Raw genomic sequence first — 19,609 nt, 5'->3', positions numbered from 1 at the left:
GCCGCTAGCGGACCTCTGCAATCCATGCATCGATCTCGGACTCGTACCAGCCGACGCAGGTCGCGCTGAAGCGGACCGGCGCCGGGAATGATCCGGCCTTCACGCTCCGCGCGATCGTCGTGCGGCTGAGGCTGGTACGCCGCGTCACGTCACCGATCCCAACAAACCTGTCGGTGAGTTGCGGCACAGTCTACTCTGCGGGCAGATCGTCGACATGGAAGAACATCGGATTCTTCATCCATGCGGCAACGGCGGACTCGCGCCAGCCAGTGCAGCGCGTGGCGATCCGGACCTGGCGCGGGAACGTGCCGCTTTGCATTTTCCTGTAGAGTGTCGAGCGGCTGAGCCCGGTACGGTCGAGAACGGCCTTCAGGCGCAGGATGCGATCATGGGACATGGCTGGTCCTTCCTTGAGCGGTTGTCAGCTTCCCCAGTCGGGCCAGGATGCCGAGCCCGGTACGGGCGTCAAGAGTGGCGGAAATGATGCCATCTCATCGCAAACGGCCCCGTGGGATCGCCCAGGACGTCACCGGATGTCAGTGCACGTCAGTTCGCCGCCAAAGAATTTTTTTACGGCAGATCGCGGCGATGCGGGTCTGGCGTCCCATGATGTCCCGTGCGCCGGATCGGCGCGCGAATCAGACGCCGGGCTTTTGCCCGCGGCGTGTTTGATCCGTCTGTTCCGGCGGGGAGCGGGCGTCACGGGTCTTTAGGCGGGCCGCGCCGGCCTGCAACCTGCCTGCGGCAGGTCTTCCACTCGCGTTCCAGCCCTTCGGGTGCAGGCCGCCTCATGCGGCCCGCCTGATCCCGTTCCTGCCGCCCGCCCCCGCCCTCCGGCCGGGGTTGCGGCTTTGGCAGGAGATGGATGATGAACGGCAAGTCTGTATCTGAACCCGGCGCGCCCCTTGAGCGGGATCGTCACGCCGTCATGCGGGTATGGCTCAGGAAACTGCCTGAGCGGACATTGATGGTGTTCATCGCCCACAGGGTCGAAGGCAAGGCCTACGCCGAGATCGCCGCAGAACTGGGCATCGGCGAGTGGCGCGTGCGCTGGCATATGCGGAAGGCCATCCGGCACATACTTAAGATCGGCAAGCCCTACCGGGACGCGTTCGCAGCGCTCGACCCGGTATCGCAGCAGATCATGGAGCTTGCCTGGGACGGGCTGCCGGGCGACCGCATCGCGCTGCGGCTCGGCCTCACCTCCCATGAGGTGGAAACCCGCATGGCGGCAGCCTTGGTGGCGCTGCACAAGGCTACAACCCTCTGATCAGGGGGTTGCGGTGCCCGTACCTGCGGCAACAGCCTGTTCTTGCAGTGCAAAGTCATGTCTGAGTTGCTAGGAAGGTCTCATATGCGAACGAGCCTCGATCATCTTCCGCCCGCAAAGCAGCGCGAGCTTGAGCGTGTCGTCGAGATCCTGTTCGAGGAGTTCAATGACGTCCTCGCGCTCGCCCAGCACCAGTGGAAGAAAAAGGGCCGCATCTCCAAGGTCATTCTCTACGGCAGCTATGCGCGCGGGGGCTGGGTCGACGAACCGCACACCGCCAAGGGCTACAAGTCCGACTTCGACCTCCTCGTCATCGTCAACGACAAACGCCTCACCGACTATGTGAAATACTGGGCGAAGGCCGAGGAACGCTTCCACCGCGAGTACGGCATCACCAAGACCTTGAAGACGCCGGTCAACTTCATCGTGCACACGCTCCAGGAGGTGAACGACGGCCTCGCCCATGGCCGCTACTTCTTCATGGATGTCGCGAAGGATGGCATCGCGCTCTACCAGAGCGACGACAGCGTGCTGCATACGCCGAAGCCAAAGACGCCGAAGGATGCGCTCAAGATGGCGCGCGAATACTTCGATGAGTGGCTACCAAGCGGCGTCGAGTTCTTCGACAACTACAAGTTCAATCTTGAAAAGGGCCGACGGAACAACGCGGCCTTCCAACTGCACCAAGCTGCTGAACGCCTCTATCACTGCGTTCTTTTGGTCTGCACGTTCTATACCCCTCACGTTCACAACCTTGGTTTTCTGCGGTCGCAGGCCAACCTGATCGACCGGCGCTTGATGTACGTCTGGCCCGAGGAGAACCGCAAGCAGCGCGCGATGTTCGAGAAGCTGAAGCAGGCCTATGTGAAGGCACGCTACTCGAAGCATTACCGCATCAGCGAGGAAGAACTCACGTGGCTCGGCGAGCAGGTCGAGGAGCTCGGCCGTGTCGTCCATGCCGTGTGCAGCGAGCGCATCGCCGAGTTGGAAGCGAAAGCGAAGGGCTGATTTTGGCCGATGCCGGCCTGTACCGCCTTCAGGCATAAGGCATCTATCGTGACTAAGCGGGCGCTGACAGTGCAGTTCGACTACGTCGATAGCCGCCAGGATCTTTGCCGTTCGTCAGCAGCGAACCACATCGCGCGATAAGCAGCGAATCCATCCAGCTGCTTGATCGACGTCGCTTCTAGGCGGATGCTTGGCTTCAGGATATTGGCGCGCCCGACCGCGTTATAGAGGCCGGCCGGCGCAAGGTTGGCACGCCGCATCCTGAACAACGTATCGAAGCGGCCAAAGCGCCCACCGGGTTTATCGTTGCTCGCGCGGTCGAACTCGACCGACAGGCGCGGCTCTCAGGGGCCAACGAAGCTGTAGCCCACCTCGGCATGGACGAAACTCGCACTGACGGGTTGCCGGGCCGCAGCGGGCGCTAGTGATGTGCAGATATGACCCGTCTGGTAGAACGCCTCGATCTCATGATTGATCTTCCCCGGTTGTGGTTCGTGATGAACCGCCCACCGAAGGTATCGAGTGACCGATCGCGCGTGAGGCGCCCCGGCGCATTGCGTTCGCCGAGATGAAAATAGTTCAGTTCAGCCATCGCCGTGTCGAACATCCCGGCCTTACTGAGCTGTCCGCCCCACAACACGAGGTCGAAGCTCTCCATGTCGAGCCGGACCCTGGCATCGCGGTGCGCAGGTTCCCCAGTTCGTCGCTCTTGTTGAATCCGGCACGCGCCTGCCCGTCGATCACCTCGGAGCGCAGGCGGACCGAGCCTGAAAGCGTAAGGCCATCTTTCGGACGACGATGACCCAGCATGTGCCGAAGCCTGCTGCGACCCGGCAGGTTTAGCAAGGGCTACGCTCAGCGTAGCGGTTAAAATGAGATATGTATGTTTCGCAAAATATCTCGTGATGATACATGTGCGTCATGAATGCCTCAACCGCGTCCGAACATTGGCTGGCCTTGCTCCATCAGCTTCCGGCGAAGCCACCCTACCTGCGCGTGAAGATTTGGCGCCGCCTGCAGGTGATCGGAGCAGTGCCGCTCAAGAACGCAGTGCATGTGCTGCCCCGGCAAGAAGAGAATGAAGCTGCCTTCCGCGAGCTGCTCGCCGAGATCGTGTCGAGCGGCGGCGAGGCGGTCCTGATCGATGCGCGGATGATCGAGGGCCAGAGTGACGCCGATCTGCGCGGCCTTTTCGATGCGTCACGGGACGCTGACTATAACGAGTTGACGCAGGCCGCGCGCCGCCTGCTCGAGACAGGGCCGTCCTCCGGTGCGGAAATCGCCAAGCTCCAGCGGCGGCTCGCGGAAATCGTCCGGCTGGACTTCTTCGGCGCGCACGGTCGCCAGGACGCCGAGGCAGCCCTGCGTGAGCTGGACGCGCAGCGTCATGTTCATCCCGACGTCGGCCGCACAGGCGAGCCCACGCCCTGGTTGTCCGCCGGCCTCAAGAACCGCGTCTGGGTGACGCGGCGCGGCGTCCATGTGGATCGTATTGCCAGCGCCTGGCTGATCCGCCGGTTCATCGACCCCGAAGCACGTTTCAAGTTCGTCGACGGCAAGAGCTACGCACCGCAGCCAGACGAGCTGCGCTTCGATATGGTGGACGCAGAGTTCACGCACGAAGGCGATCGGTGCAGCTTCGAGACCCTATTGCTGCGCGCCGAACTGGAAAGCGACCCGGCGCTCGTCGCGATTGGCGAGATCATCCACGATCTCGACATTGGCGACGGCAAGTTCGGGCGCCCGGAGACGTCGGGTCTCGGCGCGATGCTGTCGGGGGTTTGCGCGTCGACCGACGATGACCTCCAGCGCATTGCCAGTGGAGGCGACGCGCTCAACCAGTTCCACGCCTTCTTCAGCAATCGAAAAACCGAGCGATGACCGTTACGACCGAACTTCAGGAGAGCGCTGCCACGCCAGCGAAAGATCATGGCATTCCATTCGGCGAGGCCGTGCGGGTGTGGACGCGGATCGCGTCGCTGAGTTTCGGCGGCCCCGCGGGGCAGATCGCGGTCATGCACCGCATCCTCGTCGAGGAGAAGCGGTGGATCGGCGAGGAGCGGTTCCTGCACGCGCTCAACTATTGCATGTTGCTGCCCGGCCCGGAGGCGCAGCAGCTCGCCGCCTACATTGGCTGGCTGCTGCACAAGACCAAGGGCGGCCTGATCGCGGGCGCGCTGTTTGTACTGCCTGGCTTTCTCGCGATCCTTGGGCTCAGCTTCCTCTACGTACTGCTCGGCCAATCGCCGCTGATCGAGGGGCTGTTCTTCGGTTTGAAGGCTGCGGTCCTCGCGGTCGTGCTTCAGGCGGTTGTCCGGGTCGGTTCGCGGGCACTAAAGAACAATGTGATGCGCGGGATCGCGGTTGCGGCCTTCGTCGCTATCTTCTTCCTCGGCGCGCCGTTTCCGCTGATCGTACTGGCGGCCGCGCTTGGCGGCTATGTCGGCGGACGCCTTGGCGTTCCGGCCTTCAAGGTCGGCGGCGGGCATGGCCCGGCGAGCGGCGATGTGGTCCACGATCGCGACACTGCGCTCGGCGAAGGGCTGCCCGACCATGCCCGCCCCGATCTTGCATGGTCGCTCAAAATCTCGGGCACGCTGCTGTTTCTTTGGCTGGCTCCCGTCGCGGCGATGCTCGCGCTGTTCGGGCCGGATGACGTCTTCGCGCGCATCGCGACATTCTTCAGCCAAATGGCGGTGGTCACCTTTGGCGGCGCCTACGCGGTGCTTGCGTATGTCGCGCAGGAAGCGGTCGGCACCTATGGCTGGTTGCAGCCCGGCGAAATGCTGGACGGCCTCGGGTTGGCGGAAACGACGCCGGGGCCGTTGATCATGGTCACCCAGTTCGTCGGTTTCCTCGCGGCATTTCGGGATGCGGGTGATTTGCATCCGCTGGTCGCCGCGACGCTCGGCGCGATCCTGACAACCTGGGTAACGTTCGTGCCCTGCTTTCTGTGGATTTTCGGCGGCGCGCCCTTTGTGGAGCGGCTGCGCGGCAACCCGGCGCTTTCAGCCGCGCTCGGCGCAATCACTGCGGCAGTGGTCGGTGTGATCCTGAACCTCGCACTCTGGTTCGCGATCCACACGCTGTTCAACGAGGTGCGGACGGTGAGCATCCTGGGCGGCGCGTTCGATGCACCGGTGCTCGCCTCGCTCAACCTGCCCGCCTTCATTCTCGCAGCCGGGGCGGCAATCGCGGTGTTCCGCTTCAAGGCCGGAATGATCCCGGTGCTGCTGGCCTGCGCCGGTCTCGGCGCGGCCTATGTATTCTTTGCCTGAAGGAGACGCTCCAGTGACCGAAATCTCACGACGCACCGCCGTGCAAACCCTTGGAATGGGCGCCGTTGCGATGACCGCAATGGATAGCGCGGAAGCACAGCAGCCTGCGTCGGCCCTCGCGTCCGCCTTTGCCGGCGGCTATCAGCCGAGGCCACTCAAATTCGATCCGGCGAAGCTCGACGGCCTTTCCGAACGACTGATCCGGTCCCATTGGGAGAACAACTACCAGGGATCGGTCAAGACGCTGAACTCTCTCCGCCCCCGTCTGGCGGCGGCGCTTGTCGACAGTGAAGCCCCGGCCGCGATCTATGGCGGCCTCAAGCGCGAAGAGCTGCATCGCACCGGCTCGGTCGTATTGCACGAAATCTATTTCGACGGGCTGGGCGGCAACGGCGTGGCGGCAGGCTCGATCCGTGACGCGATCACGACGGCCTTCGGTTCTTTCGCAACCTGGGAGGCCGAGTTCCGCCGCATCGGCATGAGTCTGGCCGGCGGGTCGGGCTGGGCGATTCTCGCCTACAACCTGCATACCCGCTCACTCAACAATCATTGGGCATGGGATCATATGCACGGCGCCGCCGCCGGCGTTCCGTTACTGGTGCTCGATATGTACGAGCACAGTTTCCACATGGACTACGGCACCCAGGCCGCCCGGTACATCGATGCCTGGTTCCGTAATCTTGATTGGGAGGCGATTGACCGCCGCTATGCGCGGGTGATCTGACTGACGTGGGGGTACTTGGCTCAGGCGCTCATCCGTATTGTCAATGTGCGGCGCTCTGAGTACATGGCGATTGTGCTCGAACTGTTCGCCTCTCGCGCGCGGCGCTTTATCGCCGTACTCTGTGCAGCGCTCATGCTGCTGTACGCCGGGGCTGTACCTGCAAAAGCGCTGAACAACATCCAGCACGCCTCATCTGCGACAATCGGCCATGAGCATGTGGCACCTGGCACGCTTTCATTCGATGCCGTTCATGAAAGCCATGACGCACACCATGATCATGGTGACGAGGCGGGGCGTGAACAGCCCGGTGATCCTCTTGCCGGTGGTCCTCACCATCATCATGGCGACAATGGCGCCAGTCTGATATTCCCAAGTCTCGCGCGTCACCTGGATATTGATTTTTCAGGCAAAATGCACGGCTTCCGCACGGACCGACCGATTGCCGGTCTTGGCGCGCTTGGACAAGAGCGCCCTCCCAGAACCCCGCTGAACGCCTGAGTTCCTGCGCCGCATCGTGAGGCGTGGGGTGTTTCCACGCCTTTCAGCGAGGCTGTTATCTCATGTTTTTCCAACATCGAGCGCGCTCCGGCGCGCGTGCCGTCCGTAGAGCGCTGCTCTTCGGGGGCGTTCTGCTGGCCGCAGCCGCGCAGCCCGCACGGGCACAGACCCTAACTCTGGACGAGGTTCTTTCCCGGGTCGCAAGCAGCGACCCCGCCGTTGCTGCCAACGCAGCGAGACTCAAAGCCGTGGATGCCGGCATATTGCAGGCTGACGTCCGGCCGCGCGACGTGATTGGTGCCGATTTCGAGGATTTTGCGGGCACCGGTGCCTATTCGTCGCTCGCCCGACCGCAAACGACCGGCTGGTACGAGCGGACCTGGGAGCGCGGGGGCAAGCGGGAAGCGCGCATCGGCGCGGCGCGCGCCGATGTCGAAGTCGTGGTGCAGCAAAACAGTGTTCGCCTGCTCGATCGCCTCGCGCGCGTGCAGGCGGCCTGGGTCGAGGCGCTGGCCGCCGAAGCGGCGATACCCGTGGCCGAAGCCCGCCTGACCGACCTTCAGCATGTCGAACGCGATGTGGTGAAGCGCGTGCGGGGCGCGCTCGATCCCCAGTTCGCGGCCGAGCGGGCGCGGACCAATGTGGCACAGGCCGAGATCGCGTTGGAGCAGGCGCGCGAAACAGCGCAGATCGCCCGCGCGAACCTCGCGGCCTGGTGGGGCGGTTCGGGCGACTTCAAACTTGATCCGGCAACATTTCAGGCGCTGGACGTCACTGTCCCACCTCGCGGGGAGTCCGCCGATATCGCCTCTCTCCTCGCGGAACGTGCGGCCGTGGACGCGAAGGTCAAGCTGGCCGAAACAGGCAATGTCTCCGACCCGAGCGGTCGCATCGGGCTACGCCATTTCGGCGATGGCAATGATGTCGCCGTGATGATCGGCGGCTCGATACCGATCGGCGCCAAACGTGCCAATCGCGGCAATGTGATGCGGGCCGAGGCCGAACGACGCGCGCTGGAAGCGGATATCGCCGTGACGCGCGTCGAGATCAGTCGGGAGATCGACAAGCTCGCCGCCGACCGCCGGCTGATCGCCGCCGAGATCAGGAGGATCGACGCCGACGTGATTCCCAGCGCTGAACGTGCGGTGCGGCTGATCCGTGACGGGCTCGCGCGCGGGGGCACGGCTTTCACCTTCCTTGAGTTCAGTCAGGCCCAGACCGTGGCCCACGACACGCGCGCGCGTCGTGTCGACCTGCTTCGACGCTTTCATCTTCTAAGCGTGCGCCTCGACCGGCTGGCCGGCCGTCACGCGCCCCTGCTCGCAACCCTGGAGACCGTTCGATGAACACGAAGCACTTGTTGAGGACGCTGCCCCTCCTGGCGGTCGCGCTGCTGGCGTCGTGCAGCGACGGCCCGCCGACCAAAGAAAACGGCGAAAAAGCTGCGGTCGCCGCCGGCGAATATGAACGCGGCCCGCATCGAGGCCGTATGCTTCGTGACGGTGATCTTGCGCTCGAGATCACCATCTTCGAGGACGGCGTCGATCCCGAGTTCCGCGTCTATGCCTATCGGAACGACGAACCGATCAAGCCGTCGGAGGTCAAGCTGACGATCGAACTGGGCCGTCTCGGCGGCAAGACCGATCGCTTCAGCTTTACCCCGCAGGAAGACTTTCTGCGGGGCAGCGGTGTCGTCACCGAACCGCACAGTTTCGACGTTCGCGTTCAGGCCTCGGAAGGCGGGCGCAATCACAAATGGTCCTATCCCTCCTATGAAGGGCGTACCGTCATCACTCCGGAGGCTGCCAAAGCCGGAGGCATCAAGATCGAAGCGGCGGGGCCGGCGACGGTCAGCGATCTTGTCGACATGGGGGGACGGATCGAGATCACACCCGAGGGCAAGGGCGAAGTGCGTGCGCGCCTGCCGGGCCTCATCGTCTCGCTCAGCGGCAAGCTTGGGCAGCAGGTGTCGCGGGGCCACGTTCTCGCGCGGGTGGAGTCGAGTCATTCGCTCCAGACCTACGCGATCACAGCGCCGATCAGCGGCACGATCGTGGAGAAGAATGTCAACGTCGGCGATACGACCGGTGACCGCGCGCTTTTCGTCGTCGCTGATCCGACCAAGCTCCATGCCGAATTCTTCGTCTATCCGCGTGATGCTGAAAGGGTCCGCGTCGGGCAGTCGGTGAACCTCCGCAGCCTGTCGGGTGAGGCGCGCTTCGAAGGCGAGGTCGAGGCGATCCTGCCAACGGCCGACGTCGCGAGTCAGACGATGATTGCCCATGTTCATCTGCCGCCATCCGCCTCGCGTGTGTTCCGCCCGGGCATGGGCGTCGAGGGCAGCTTTGCGGTGGCGCAATCGAACGTGCCGCTCGCAGTACGGACGAAGGCGATCCAGCGCTTCCGCGACTTCGAGGTGGTCTTCGCGAAGGTCGGCAACACCTATGAGGTGCGGATGCTCGAAATCGGGCGCCGCACGCCTGAGTGGACCGAAGTGCTCGGCGGGCTTGAGCCGGGCGAGGTCTATGTCGTCGACGGTGCCTTCCTGATCCGCGCCGACATTGAGAAATCGGGGGCGAGCCATGACCATTGAGACAGCACCGCTGCAGGGAAAAACGCCCTTGCTCGAGCGGATGATCACAGGTGCGATCCGGTTCCGCTGGGCGATTCTTGCGATGGTCGCACTGCTTTGTGCAATCGGCGTCTGGAGCTTCCAGCGGCTGCCCATCGACGCCACGCCCGACATCACCAATGTTCAGGTGCAGATCAACAGCGAGGCGCCGGGTTTCTCTCCGCTCGAAGCCGAGCAGCGCGTGACCTTCCCGGTCGAGACGGCAATCGCCGGTTTGCCGGGGCTGCAATATACAAGGTCGGTCTCGCGCTATGGGCTTAGCCAGGTCACTGCGGTCTTCGAGGATGGAACGAGCATCTATTTTGCCCGTCAGCTCATCAATGAACGGCTGCAATCGGCACGCGAACAACTCCCGCCCGGCGTCACGCCGGAAATGGGGCCGATCGCGACCGGCCTCGGCGAGATTTTCATGTATACGCTCGAAGCCGTGCCGGGCGCGAAGAAACCCGACGGCACCGCCTATACGCCCGAGGATTTGCGGACGTTGCAGGACTGGGTGATCCGGCCGCAGCTTCGGAGCACGCCCGGCGTGACCGAGGTCAACAGCATCGGCGGCTACGAACGCCAGTATCATGTGACCCCGCTCCCCGCACGACTGTCTGCCTATGGGCTGACGCTCGGCGACGTCGTTCGCGCACTTGAGCGCAATAACGACAATCGCGGCGCGGGGTATGTCGAGCGCTACGGCGAGCAATATCTCGTCCGCACGCCCGGACAGGCCGCGGGCATCGACGACCTTGGAATGATCATCGTCAGCAACCGCGGCGGCGTGCCGATCCGCATCGCCGACGTGGCAGACATCAACCTCGGCGAGGAACTGCGTACCGGCGCCGCGACCGAGAATGGCAAGGAAGTCGTGCTCGGCACGGTCTTCATGCTCGCGGGCGAGAACAGCCGCATCGTCGCGCGCGCCGCGGCACAGCGGCTTCAGGAAGCCGCAAAGGCACTTCCGGGCGGTGTGAAAGCCGTACCGATCTACGATCGCACCGATCTCGTCGAGCGCGCGATCTGGACCGTCGAGAAAAACCTTCTCGAGGGCGCGCTGCTCGTCATCGTCGTGCTGTTCCTGCTGCTCGGCAATGTCCGCGCGGCGCTGATCACGGCGGCGGTCATCCCTATAACCATGCTGATGACGATCACCGGCATGGTCCGTGGAGGCGTGTCCGGAAACCTCATGAGTCTCGGGGCTCTCGACTTCGGCCTCATCGTCGACGGGGCGGTAATCATCGTCGAGAATTGCCTCAGGCGTTTCGGCGAAGCACAACACCAACTCGGTCGCCTGCTTGATCGGGAAGAGCGCTTCCGCCTCGCCGCTTCGGCAACGTCGGAGGTGATTCGTCCGTCGCTCTTCGGCGTGCTGATCATCGCGCTCGTCTATGTACCGATCTTCGCGCTCACGGGCGTCGAAGGGAAAATGTTCCATCCGATGGCGATCACCGTCGTGATGGCCCTGAGCGCGGCGCTCATTCTCTCGCTCACCTTCGTACCGGCGGCGGTCGCGCTGTTCGTCACGGGCAAGGTCGAGGAAAAGGAAAGCCGGCTGATGGGTTGGGCGCGGCGTATCTATGCGCCCTCGCTCGACAAGGCGATGCGGCTGCGAACGCTTTTCGTGGCGGGTGCGGTCGGGCTCGTGCTCATCTCGGGCCTCGCCGCGAGCCGTATGGGGTCGGAGTTCGTGCCGAACCTCGACGAGGGCGATATCGCGCTTCATGCCCTGCGCATCCCCGGCACCAGCCTCAGCCAGGCGATCAGTATGCAGGCCGCCCTGGAGGCACGCATCAAGCAGTTTCCGGAGGTCGACCGGGTGGTGGCGAAGATCGGCACGGCGGAAGTCGCAACCGATCCGATGCCGCCATCGGTTGCCGACACCTTCATCTTCCTGAAGGACCGGGAGGATTGGCCTGATCCGCGCAAGCCCAAGGCGGAGCTTGTTCGCGAACTGCAGGTGGCCGTCGCTGAAATCCCGGGAAACAACTACGAGTTCACCCAGCCAATCCAGATGCGCTTCAACGAACTGCTCTCGGGTGTTCGGGCCGATGTCGCGGTCAAGGTGTTCGGAGACGATCTTGATACGCTGCTCGAAGTCGGGCAGCAGATCGAAGGCGTCGCGTCGAGCGTCGAAGGGGCGCAGGATGTCAGCGTCGAGCAGGTCACCGGTCTGCCGGTGCTGCAGATCACGCCTGACCGCGCGGCGCTCGCCCGCTTCGGTCTCAATGTCGCTGATATCCAGGATGTCGTCGCCATCTCCATCGGCGGCGTCGAGGCCGGGCAGATATTCGAGGGTGACCGGCGGTTCCCGATCATCGTGCGCCTGCCCGAGGAAGCGCGGGAACGGATCGACGAGATCGGCCGTCTGCGCATCCCGCTGCCCACCGTTGGCGCCTCTGCGGCGGGCACGATGGACGCGGCATTCGACACGGGGCTGAGCGGCTTCGTGCCGCTCGCGGATGTGGCGAAGGTGGAGGTCGTCATCGGCCCCAACCAAATCAGTCGCGAGGACGGCAAGCGCCGTGTCGTTGTGACGGCCAATGTCCGCGGACGGGATCTCGGCTCTTTCGTCGAGGACCTTCAGGCCAGGGTCGGGGCAGAAGTCGAGGTGCCTTCCGGTTACTGGATCAGCTATGGCGGCACGTTCGAGCAGCTCATCTCGGCGGCGAAGCGCCTCCAGATCGTGGTGCCGGCGGCAATGCTGCTGATCTTCGGCCTGCTCTATGCGCTGTTCCGTTCGGGCAGGGATGCCGCGATCGTCTTCTCGGGGGTGCCGCTGGCGCTCACCGGCGGCGTTGCCGCGCTGCTCATCCGCGACATGCCGCTGTCGATCTCGGCGGGTGTGGGCTTCATCGCCCTCTCGGGCGTTGCGGTGCTGAACGGCGTCGTGATGCTGAGCTTCATCCGCCAGCTGCGTGAAAGCGGTGCGGCGCTGGAGGAAGCGATCCGCGAAGGCGCGCTCACCCGTCTGCGTCCGGTGCTCATGACCGCGCTCGTCGCCAGCCTCGGGTTCGTCCCGATGGCCTTCAACGTCGGCGCGGGTGCGGAGGTGCAGCGGCCGCTGGCGACGGTCGTGATCGGCGGGATCGTGTCCTCGACGATCCTGACGCTGCTCGTGCTGCCGGCGCTCTACCGCATGGTGCATGGCCGTGCGGCCGGGAAGCACGCGGTCCCGCCGACCGAGCCCGCACGGTCCTTTCAGTAATTCAGGAGACTATTGCATGTTTACTCGCACGATCGCGCCGCCGTGGATGTCCACCCGGAGGCTCCTGCTCGCCGTCAGTTTGATCCTCCTGACCCTCGCTGCGGGCGCGGAGGCCTGGGCACATAATGTCGCCGAAGGCGACAAGGGCTATATTCAGGAAAGCACCGGCTTCCTCTTCTGGCCCTTCGTCTATCTCGGCGCCAAGCACATGGTCACCGGCTACGACCATCTGCTCTTCCTCTTCGGGGTCATCTTCTTCCTTTACCGAATGAAGGATATCGGCCTCTACGTAACGCTGTTCGCGATCGGTCATTCGACGACGATGCTGTTTGGCGTCCTGAGCGGCATCAGCGCCAACGCCTATATCATCGATGCGATCATCGGCCTCTCGGTCGTTTACAAGGCGCTCGACAATCTCGGCGCCTTTCAGCGCTGGTTCGGCTTTCAGCCGGACACCAGGGCCGCGACGCTGATCTTCGGATTCTTCCATGGCTTCGGCCTTGCAACGAAGATCATCGAGTTCGAGATCGCGAACGATGGGCTGATCCCGAACCTCCTTGCGTTCAACATCGGGGTCGAGATCGGGCAATTGCTCGCGCTCGCCGCAATTCTCATCCTCATGGGTTACTGGCGCCGGACCTCGAGTTTCATGCGTCACGCCTTCGCCGCCAATGTGCTGCTGATGACCGCGGGCTTCGTGCTCGTCGGCTACCAGCTCGCTGGCTACGCAATCAGCTAATTCAAAGGAATCCGCCATGTTCAATTCCCAGCGCCCCCGCCTTGAAGACCTGCCGACCACCGGCCAGCTCCTTCGCGCAACTGGTCTCGCCATCGTCAGTGCAGGTGCGATTCTGGTCGCAATCGTTCTTCCCAGCGAATATGCGATCGACCCGACCGGCGTCGGACGACAGCTCGGCCTGACGAAGATGGGCGAGATCAAGACCCACCTCGCAGAAGAAGCGGCACGTGAGGCCGTGTCCGAAACCATTGTCCCGACGCCGACGGCCGTGCCGGCTGTGACCGAAGCCGCAACCGCCGCTACGGCGACCGGTGCCACCGCGCAGCGGTCCGACACGATGACGCTTGCTCTTGCGCCCGGCGAGGGCGCCGAGATCAAAGCGAAAATGACGAACGGTGCGCGCCTCGCCTTCGACTGGTCTGTTGAAGGTGGTCATGTCCATTTCGATACGCACGGCGATCCCGAAAATGCGCCGCGCGGCTTCTATCATGGCTACGGCAAAGGCCGTGAGTCGACCGGTGAGAAGGGCGAACTCGTCGCGGCTTTCAACGGCACGCATGGCTGGTTCTGGCGCAACCGCTCGGGGAGTCCGGTGACCATCACGCTGCGTACCGAAGGCGCCTATAGCGAAATTCGCCGCGTCGTCTGAGGACGCAGGCGTGACCTCCGGCCGGCAGGCTCGGCCGGAGGCATCAGCAAGGACCAAAGCCATGCTCGATGTGCTTTCGAACCGGACGTATCGCCACCTCTTCCTCGCGCAGATCATCGCGCTCGTCGGCACGGGCCTCGCAACGGTCGCGCTCGGGCTTCTCGCCTATGAAATCGCGGGGGCGGATGCGGGCGCCGTGCTCGGCACCGCGATGGCAATCAAGATGATTGCCTATATCGGCATCGCTCCTGTCGTCGGTGCCTATGCGAACCGCCTGCCGAGGAAGACCTTCCTTGTCGCGATGGATGTGGCTCGCGGACTTGTCGCCTTGATACTCCCCTTCGTCGACCAGGTCTGGCAGATCTACATCCTGATATTCATTCTCCAGTCCGCGTCGGCGGGGTTCACGCCGTCCTTCCAGGCAACGATCCCCGATGTCCTGCCCGACGAGAAGGCGTATACGAAAGCACTGTCGCTCTCGCGGCTGGCCTATGACATGGAAAGCCTCGCAAGCCCGCTGCTCGCTGCGGCGCTGCTCGGCATCATGAATTTCCACTGGCTCTTCTCGGGCACGGCGATCGGCTTTGCCGCCTCGGCGCTGCTCGTGCTCTCAGTGACCTTTCCGCAGGCCCAAGCGAAACCCGCAAGCGGCGGCATCTACGACAGGACGACGCGCGGCACCCGTCAATATCTGAAGACCCCCCGCCTGCGCGGCCTTCTCGCCGTTACGCTTGCTGCTGCCGCAGCGAGCGCAATGGTCATCGTCAACACGCCGGTGCTCGTTCGCGGTGCGCTTGGACTCGGTCAAAGCGAGGTTGCGATCACGTTTGCAGCCTTCGGCGGCGGCTCAATGATCGCAGCGTTACTCCTGCCGCGCCTTCTCGACCGCACGACGGACCGCAGCGTCATGATCGCCGCGGCAGCTTGCATGAGTGTCGTGCTCGCACTGCTTGCCGCCTCATGGTCGCTTGCCAACGCTCCGGGCCACTGGCCGATCGTCCTCGCGGGCTGGTTCGCGCTGGGGCTCTGCTACGCTGCGAGCATCACGCCAGGCGGACGGCTGCTGCGGCGTTCGTCAGGCGCAGAGGACCGCCCGGCATTGTTCGCGGCCCAGTTCGCGCTCAGCCATGTTTGCTGGCTGATCGCCTATCCCCTCGCGGGCCAGATAGGCGCCCGCGCCGGCATGGGCGCGGCGTTCGGCGCAAGCGCGGCGATGGCGTTCGTCGGCACGTTGGTCGCGTGGTGGATCTGGCCACGGAAGGATCCCGAAATCATCGAGCATCGTCACGACGACTTGTCCGCCGACCATCCGCATCTTCGAAAAGAACACGCCGGAGGCACCGCGGGGCATCCTTACATCATTGATGAGCTGCACCGCAGTTGGCCTGATCACTGATTACAGACGCATGCTACGTTTGGTTCGTCGAATGCAGGATGCTTGTTGCAACGATTTTTCCGCTTCCCGGATGTGACCAGCTCAGAAAAGCGGGTGCGAAGTCGATGTCATGTCTGGTTCTGCTCGGCTTCGAACGCCCGTTTCCCCTTGCGCCGCCACAGCGCAACGACCTCGTCGCGCTGCTCCTCGTCCACCTGCTGCACGAGCCCGAGCAGCGCCCCGTAGATCGCCGCCCGGTCGTCATCGACGAGAACGTCGAGCCCGGTCTTGACGACGAGCCCGCCCAGCTCAATGAGCCTGCGCGTCCGTTCACGGCGCTTCACGACCCAGTCTCGCGTATCAGCCCGCGCCCGCCGAGCTTGCAGCCGGCTCAGCAGAACCCGGAGCCTTCCCTCGGCGCGGAGTGTCCTTCGCAGTGCCGTCAGCGTGCTTCCCGCGCAGAAAGAAAGCGGCGCCCGCGGTGCGCCACTCCTCCCTCTGCACCATGTCGGTGGTCGCGGCGGCCTTGACCAGCGCACCCGCGAGCACATCGGCCCCGAGGCTATCTGCGCCGGTCGCGGTAACGAGCTGCCCAAGCTCACGAAGCTTCCGGTCCTGAAGCGCCTTCGTCTTCTCAGCGAGCAGCTTCATCTCGGCATCATAGTCACGGGGCCTGCGCATGGGATGGAGTCCTTCCGTTTGCAGTGATGTGCCCGACGCTACGAGTCGTTCTGGCGCGCGGTAAAGAGGCCGAACCTGTGTGAGATCACCCGGTCCCTCGCGAGATTCGATCTTGTGAGGGCGCGCTTATACGTCGTGCCGACGTGGCTTTCGGGGTGTAGATGGATAGCCCTCATGGCGATCTATCACTTCAGCGCGAAGGTCATCAGCCGGAGTACCGGCGCGAGCGCGCTTGCGTCCGCCGCCTACCGTTCTGCCTCGCGGCTCCACGACCAGCACCTCGATCGCCATCACGATTTCACCAACAAGGCCGGCGTCATCCACTCAGAAGTGATGCTGCCGGAGAACGCTCCCGAGCTGCTTCGGAATCGCGAAGCGCTCTGGAACGCCGTCGAGGCCGCCGAGGTGCGCAAGGACGCGCAGCTCGCGCGTGAAGTCGAGTTTGCGCTGCCAAGGGAACTGGAACAAGCGGACGCGATCCGTGTGGCGCGCGACTTCGTCGCCCGTGAGTTCGTGGAACGCGGCATGTGCGCCGATCTCAATGTCCACTGGGACATCGGCGCCGATGGGCTCGCAAAGCCCCATGCCCACGTCATGCTCACCATGCGCGAAGTGGATGAGAACGGCTTCGGCGCGAAGGTGCGCGACTGGAACAGCACACAGCTTCTCGAACACTGGCGCGAGGCCTGGGCAGCACACCTCAACCGCGCACTCGCCGAGCGCGACATCGACATCACCGTCGATCACCGCAGCCTCGAGGCACAGGGCATCGATCTTGAGCCGCAGAACAAGATCGGTCCGGCAGCGTCGCGCATGGCTGATGTGGGGCTTACCGGAGAACGCCTCGACGAGCACCACGCCATCGCGCGCGCCAACGGCGAACGTATCCTCGCGAACCCTGAAGTAGCGCTCGATGCGCTGACCCACAGCCAGTCGACGTTCACGCGAAGAGAGCTCGCGATGTTCGTGCACCGGCACAGCGACGGCAAGGACCAGTTCGACCGGGTGCTCGCTGCGGTCGAAGCCTCTCCCGAACTCGTGGCGCTCGGGAAAGACGGACGCGAGCAGGAGCGGTTCACATCCCGCGCGATGCTGGAGACCGAGCAGCGGCTCGAACAGGCGACAGAGCGCTTGCAGATACAGGGTAAGCACACCGTGCACGACCTGTTCCGCGACCATGCCGTCGCGCGCGCAGAACGCCGCGGTCTTGTGCTCTCCTCCGAGCAGCGCGCGGCGCTCGACCATGTGACCGAGCCCAAAGGCCTCGGCGTCATTGTCGGCTACGCCGGAACGGGGAAGTCGGCATTGCTCGGCGTGGCGCGCGAAGCGTGGGAGGACGCCGGCTACCGTGTGCGCGGACTCGCGCTCTCTGGTATCGCCGCCGAAAACCTCGAAAGCGGCTCACGCATCGCATCGCGTACGATCGCGGCGCAGGAGCACGCCTGGGCCAACGGCACCGAACACCTCACATCCCGCGACGTACTCGTCATCGACGAGGCCGGGATGATCGGAACGCGGCAGATGGAGCGTGTCCTCAGCCACGCCAGCGAGGTGGGCGCGAAGGTGGTGCTGGTGGGTGACCCCGAGCAGCTGCAGGCGATCGAGGCGGGCGCGGCGTTCCGCAGCATCCACGAGCGACACGGCGGGGTCGAGGTCACCGAGATCCGCCGTCAGCATGAGGGCTGGCAACGTGACGCCGTGCGTCAGCTCGCCACCGGGAGAACCGCGGAGGCGATCCATGCCCTCCGCGAGCATGACCGCATCTACGCATCGCCGACCGAAGCCGACGCCAAGAAGCAGCTCATCGACCGCTGGGACAAGGACCGCAAAGCGGCGCCGCAGAAGAGCCGCTTGATCCTCGCGCACACGCGTGCCGACGTCGCAGAGCTCAACGCGCTCGCCCGCCAGCGCCTGCGGCTTGGCAAACAGCTGGGTGATGACGTCCGTGTCGAGACCACGAAGGGCCCCAAGCCGTTCGCGCGCGGCGATCGGGTGATGTTCCTGCGGAACGAGAAGAGCCTGGGGGTGAAGAATGGCTCGCTTGGGCGCGTCGAGAACGTGAGTCCGGCCCGCATGGCGGTGATGCTCGATGATGGTAGAGCCATCAGCTTCGACACCAAGCTCTACACCGACATCGACCATGGCTATGCCGCCACGATCCACAAGGCGCAGGGCGTCACTGTGGACAAGGCCTATGTGATGGCGACAGGCGGCATGAACCGGCACGGCGCCTATGTGGCGCTCTCACGCCACAGGGAGCGCGTAGATCTCTACTACGGCAAGGAGACGTTCAAAAACGAGCAGCTGCTGATCCGCACACTCGGGCGCGACCGCGGCAAGGACATGGTCGGCGACTATGGGCCGGTCGCAGACAAGGGGGAAGCGTTCGCGGCCCGGCGCGGCATCACGCTCAAGGAACGGGTCAAAGAGATCGCGGTCAAGGTCCGCGACATGTTCGAGGGGCTGCAGCTCAAGGCCGAGCCGCTCACACCTCCTAAACCCCAGCTGGAGCCGGCGGTCGAGCAGTATGCGCGCACGGTGCACAAGGTCCGCGAGATGGGCATCGCAGGCGTGCCGATGAGCGACGGCCTGCGCGCCATGCACGAACGCGACGAGGCCGCGCTCGATGCCATCCGCCCCGGCGCGGCGCGCGACCTTCGGAATGCATGGCGCGCGGACCTGAAGCTCCTCGACACCATGGCGCGCGGCGACGTGCGCCAGGCGCGCGCTATCCTCGACGAGGCCGAGCGTGTCCGCACCGATCCCGCGTACCGTGCCGACCGGTTCGTCGCCGAATGGACCCGGCTGCGGAAGCAGCAGGAGCACGCCAGGTTCTGGGGCGAGGAACACAAGCTCCCGAAGATCAACGCCGGCATGGCCGGACTCGCCAAGAGCCTCGAGCGCGACGCGCAGATGGAATCACTGCTTCGACCACGCGCCCGCGAGCTCGGGCTCGGCATCGGCATGGAACCGGCACGCGGGCTGTCCCGGGAGCTCTCAGACTGGTTCGGCCTCTCGCGCGGGCGCGGGCTTAGCCGTTAGGCTCATGCTCATGGCAACCGACTCATCCCCGGCAGACGCGTTCGAGGCGCTGAGGCGCGAGGTGGCGCTGCTCCGCCGCGCACTCGAAGGGCTCGCCGCCGAGCAGAAGGCGCAGCCCGATTACAGCGGTGTGCTCGCCGGCATCGGCCAGAGGGTCAGGGAACAGAATGCGGCGCTCGGCGCCATGGCACAGGCGCCGGCGCTTCAGCTGACACCCGAAGCCATCGGACAGCAGATCCTGCGCGCGAGCCAGCAGGTGCGGGCCGAAGATGCTCGGCTGCTCGGGCACGCGCAGAACGGTATGGCGGCAGCAGCGCGTCAGATCGAGAGCGCGCTTGCCACCGCGCGGACGGCGCAGGACCAGCAGCGAGCCGTCAAATGGTACGCAGCGGCCGGCGCTTTCGTCGGCGCAGTGCTTATGCTGTTGGCATCGCTGATTGCGCCGGTTCTAGAGGCGCAAATTCAAGACGTCGCAGTCACCACCAATGCGATTGATGCCTCATATCGGGGGCATTAGGAG

General features: G+C 64.4%; 18 protein-coding genes. 14 read left to right on the top strand and 4 right to left on the bottom strand.

What is annotated here, in order from left to right:
* Positions 1-4: 4 nt before the first annotated feature.
* Entirely contained in the window at positions 5-187 is a 183-nt protein-coding gene (locus AAC014_RS17850) for an AlpA family phage regulatory protein (protein WP_339711348.1), read from the bottom strand.
* A 3-nt stretch (positions 188-190) separates the two neighbouring features.
* Complete coding sequence (locus tag AAC014_RS17845; protein ID WP_339711346.1) at positions 191-397, bottom strand: AlpA family phage regulatory protein; 207 nt, start codon at positions 395-397, stop codon at positions 191-193.
* Between the two features lie 471 nt (positions 398-868).
* On the opposite strand from AAC014_RS17845, the gene AAC014_RS17840 reads away from it, so the two are divergent.
* From AAC014_RS17840 to AAC014_RS17785, 12 genes are all read left to right on the top strand, one after another.
* Positions 869-1,270 carry a sigma factor-like helix-turn-helix DNA-binding protein gene (locus AAC014_RS17840; RefSeq protein ID WP_339711344.1) on the top strand — a complete coding sequence of 134 codons (402 nt, stop codon included), beginning with the start codon at positions 869-871 and terminating at the stop codon, positions 1,268-1,270.
* A gap of 84 nt (positions 1,271-1,354) precedes the next feature.
* Positions 1,355-2,278, top strand: coding sequence for a HEPN domain-containing protein (locus AAC014_RS17835; RefSeq protein ID WP_339711342.1), 924 nt, complete (start codon positions 1,355-1,357; stop codon positions 2,276-2,278).
* Positions 2,279-3,190: 912 nt separating this feature from the next.
* Positions 3,191-4,159, top strand: a complete 969-nt coding sequence (locus AAC014_RS17830) for a chromate resistance protein ChrB domain-containing protein (protein ID WP_339711340.1) — start codon at positions 3,191-3,193, stop codon at positions 4,157-4,159.
* Positions 4,156-5,556 (top strand): chromate efflux transporter, encoded by a 1,401-nt coding sequence (gene chrA, locus AAC014_RS17825; RefSeq protein WP_339711338.1) that lies wholly within the window; start codon positions 4,156-4,158, stop codon positions 5,554-5,556. Before AAC014_RS17830 ends, chrA begins: the two co-directional genes overlap by 4 nt.
* A 13-nt stretch (positions 5,557-5,569) precedes the next feature.
* Positions 5,570-6,280 carry a Fe-Mn family superoxide dismutase gene (locus tag AAC014_RS17820; RefSeq protein ID WP_339711337.1) on the top strand — a complete coding sequence of 237 codons (711 nt, stop codon included), beginning with the start codon at positions 5,570-5,572 and terminating at the stop codon, positions 6,278-6,280.
* A gap of 63 nt (positions 6,281-6,343) precedes the next feature.
* On the top strand, positions 6,344-6,778 hold the full coding sequence (locus AAC014_RS17815) for a hypothetical protein (RefSeq protein WP_339711335.1): 435 nt from the start codon (positions 6,344-6,346) through the stop codon (positions 6,776-6,778).
* A gap of 62 nt (positions 6,779-6,840) precedes the next feature.
* A complete protein-coding gene (locus AAC014_RS17810; RefSeq protein WP_339711333.1) occupies positions 6,841-8,124 on the top strand; it encodes a TolC family protein in 1,284 nt (427 codons plus the stop codon).
* On the top strand, positions 8,121-9,371 hold the full coding sequence (locus AAC014_RS17805; protein ID WP_339711330.1) for an HlyD family efflux transporter periplasmic adaptor subunit: 1,251 nt from the start codon (positions 8,121-8,123) through the stop codon (positions 9,369-9,371). Before AAC014_RS17810 ends, AAC014_RS17805 begins: the two co-directional genes overlap by 4 nt.
* Complete coding sequence (locus tag AAC014_RS17800) at positions 9,361-12,603, top strand: CusA/CzcA family heavy metal efflux RND transporter (RefSeq protein WP_339711327.1); 3,243 nt, start codon at positions 9,361-9,363, stop codon at positions 12,601-12,603. The genes AAC014_RS17805 and AAC014_RS17800 overlap by 11 nt, the downstream gene beginning before the upstream one ends.
* Positions 12,604-12,619: 16 nt before the next feature.
* Positions 12,620-13,342 (top strand): HupE/UreJ family protein, encoded by a 723-nt coding sequence (locus tag AAC014_RS17795; protein ID WP_339711324.1) that lies wholly within the window; start codon positions 12,620-12,622, stop codon positions 13,340-13,342.
* Positions 13,343-13,358: 16 nt separating this feature from the next.
* A complete protein-coding gene (locus tag AAC014_RS17790) occupies positions 13,359-13,991 on the top strand; it encodes a transmembrane anchor protein (RefSeq protein WP_339711320.1) in 633 nt (210 codons plus the stop codon).
* Between the two features lie 61 nt (positions 13,992-14,052).
* Positions 14,053-15,387, top strand: a complete 1,335-nt coding sequence (locus AAC014_RS17785; RefSeq protein WP_339711316.1) for an MFS transporter — start codon at positions 14,053-14,055, stop codon at positions 15,385-15,387.
* A 107-nt stretch (positions 15,388-15,494) separates the two neighbouring features.
* Here the strand turns inward: AAC014_RS17785 and AAC014_RS17780 are convergent, their stop codons facing one another.
* Together AAC014_RS17780 and AAC014_RS17775 are read right to left on the bottom strand one after the other, a co-directional pair.
* Complete coding sequence (locus AAC014_RS17780; RefSeq protein ID WP_339711313.1) at positions 15,495-15,710, bottom strand: conjugal transfer protein TraD; 216 nt, start codon at positions 15,708-15,710, stop codon at positions 15,495-15,497.
* A gap of 16 nt (positions 15,711-15,726) precedes the next feature.
* Positions 15,727-16,047, bottom strand: a complete 321-nt coding sequence (locus AAC014_RS17775) for a conjugal transfer protein TraD (RefSeq protein WP_339711310.1) — start codon at positions 16,045-16,047, stop codon at positions 15,727-15,729.
* A 174-nt stretch (positions 16,048-16,221) separates the two neighbouring features.
* Here AAC014_RS17775 and traA point away from each other — a divergent pair, with 174 nt between their 5' ends.
* Positions 16,222-19,089 (top strand): Ti-type conjugative transfer relaxase TraA, encoded by a 2,868-nt coding sequence (gene traA, locus AAC014_RS17770; RefSeq protein ID WP_339711307.1) that lies wholly within the window; start codon positions 16,222-16,224, stop codon positions 19,087-19,089.
* 10 nt (positions 19,090-19,099) lie between these two features.
* Entirely contained in the window at positions 19,100-19,606 is a 507-nt protein-coding gene (locus tag AAC014_RS17765; protein WP_339711305.1) for a hypothetical protein, read from the top strand.
* Positions 19,607-19,609 lie beyond the last annotated feature (3 nt).

This window comes from uncultured Sphingosinicella sp. (assembly GCF_963974575.1).
Lineage (GTDB): Bacteria > Pseudomonadota > Alphaproteobacteria > Sphingomonadales > Sphingomonadaceae > Sphingosinicella.
Note: the sequence above shows the minus strand (reverse complement) of the source record. Positions and strands in the feature narration are given on the sequence as shown.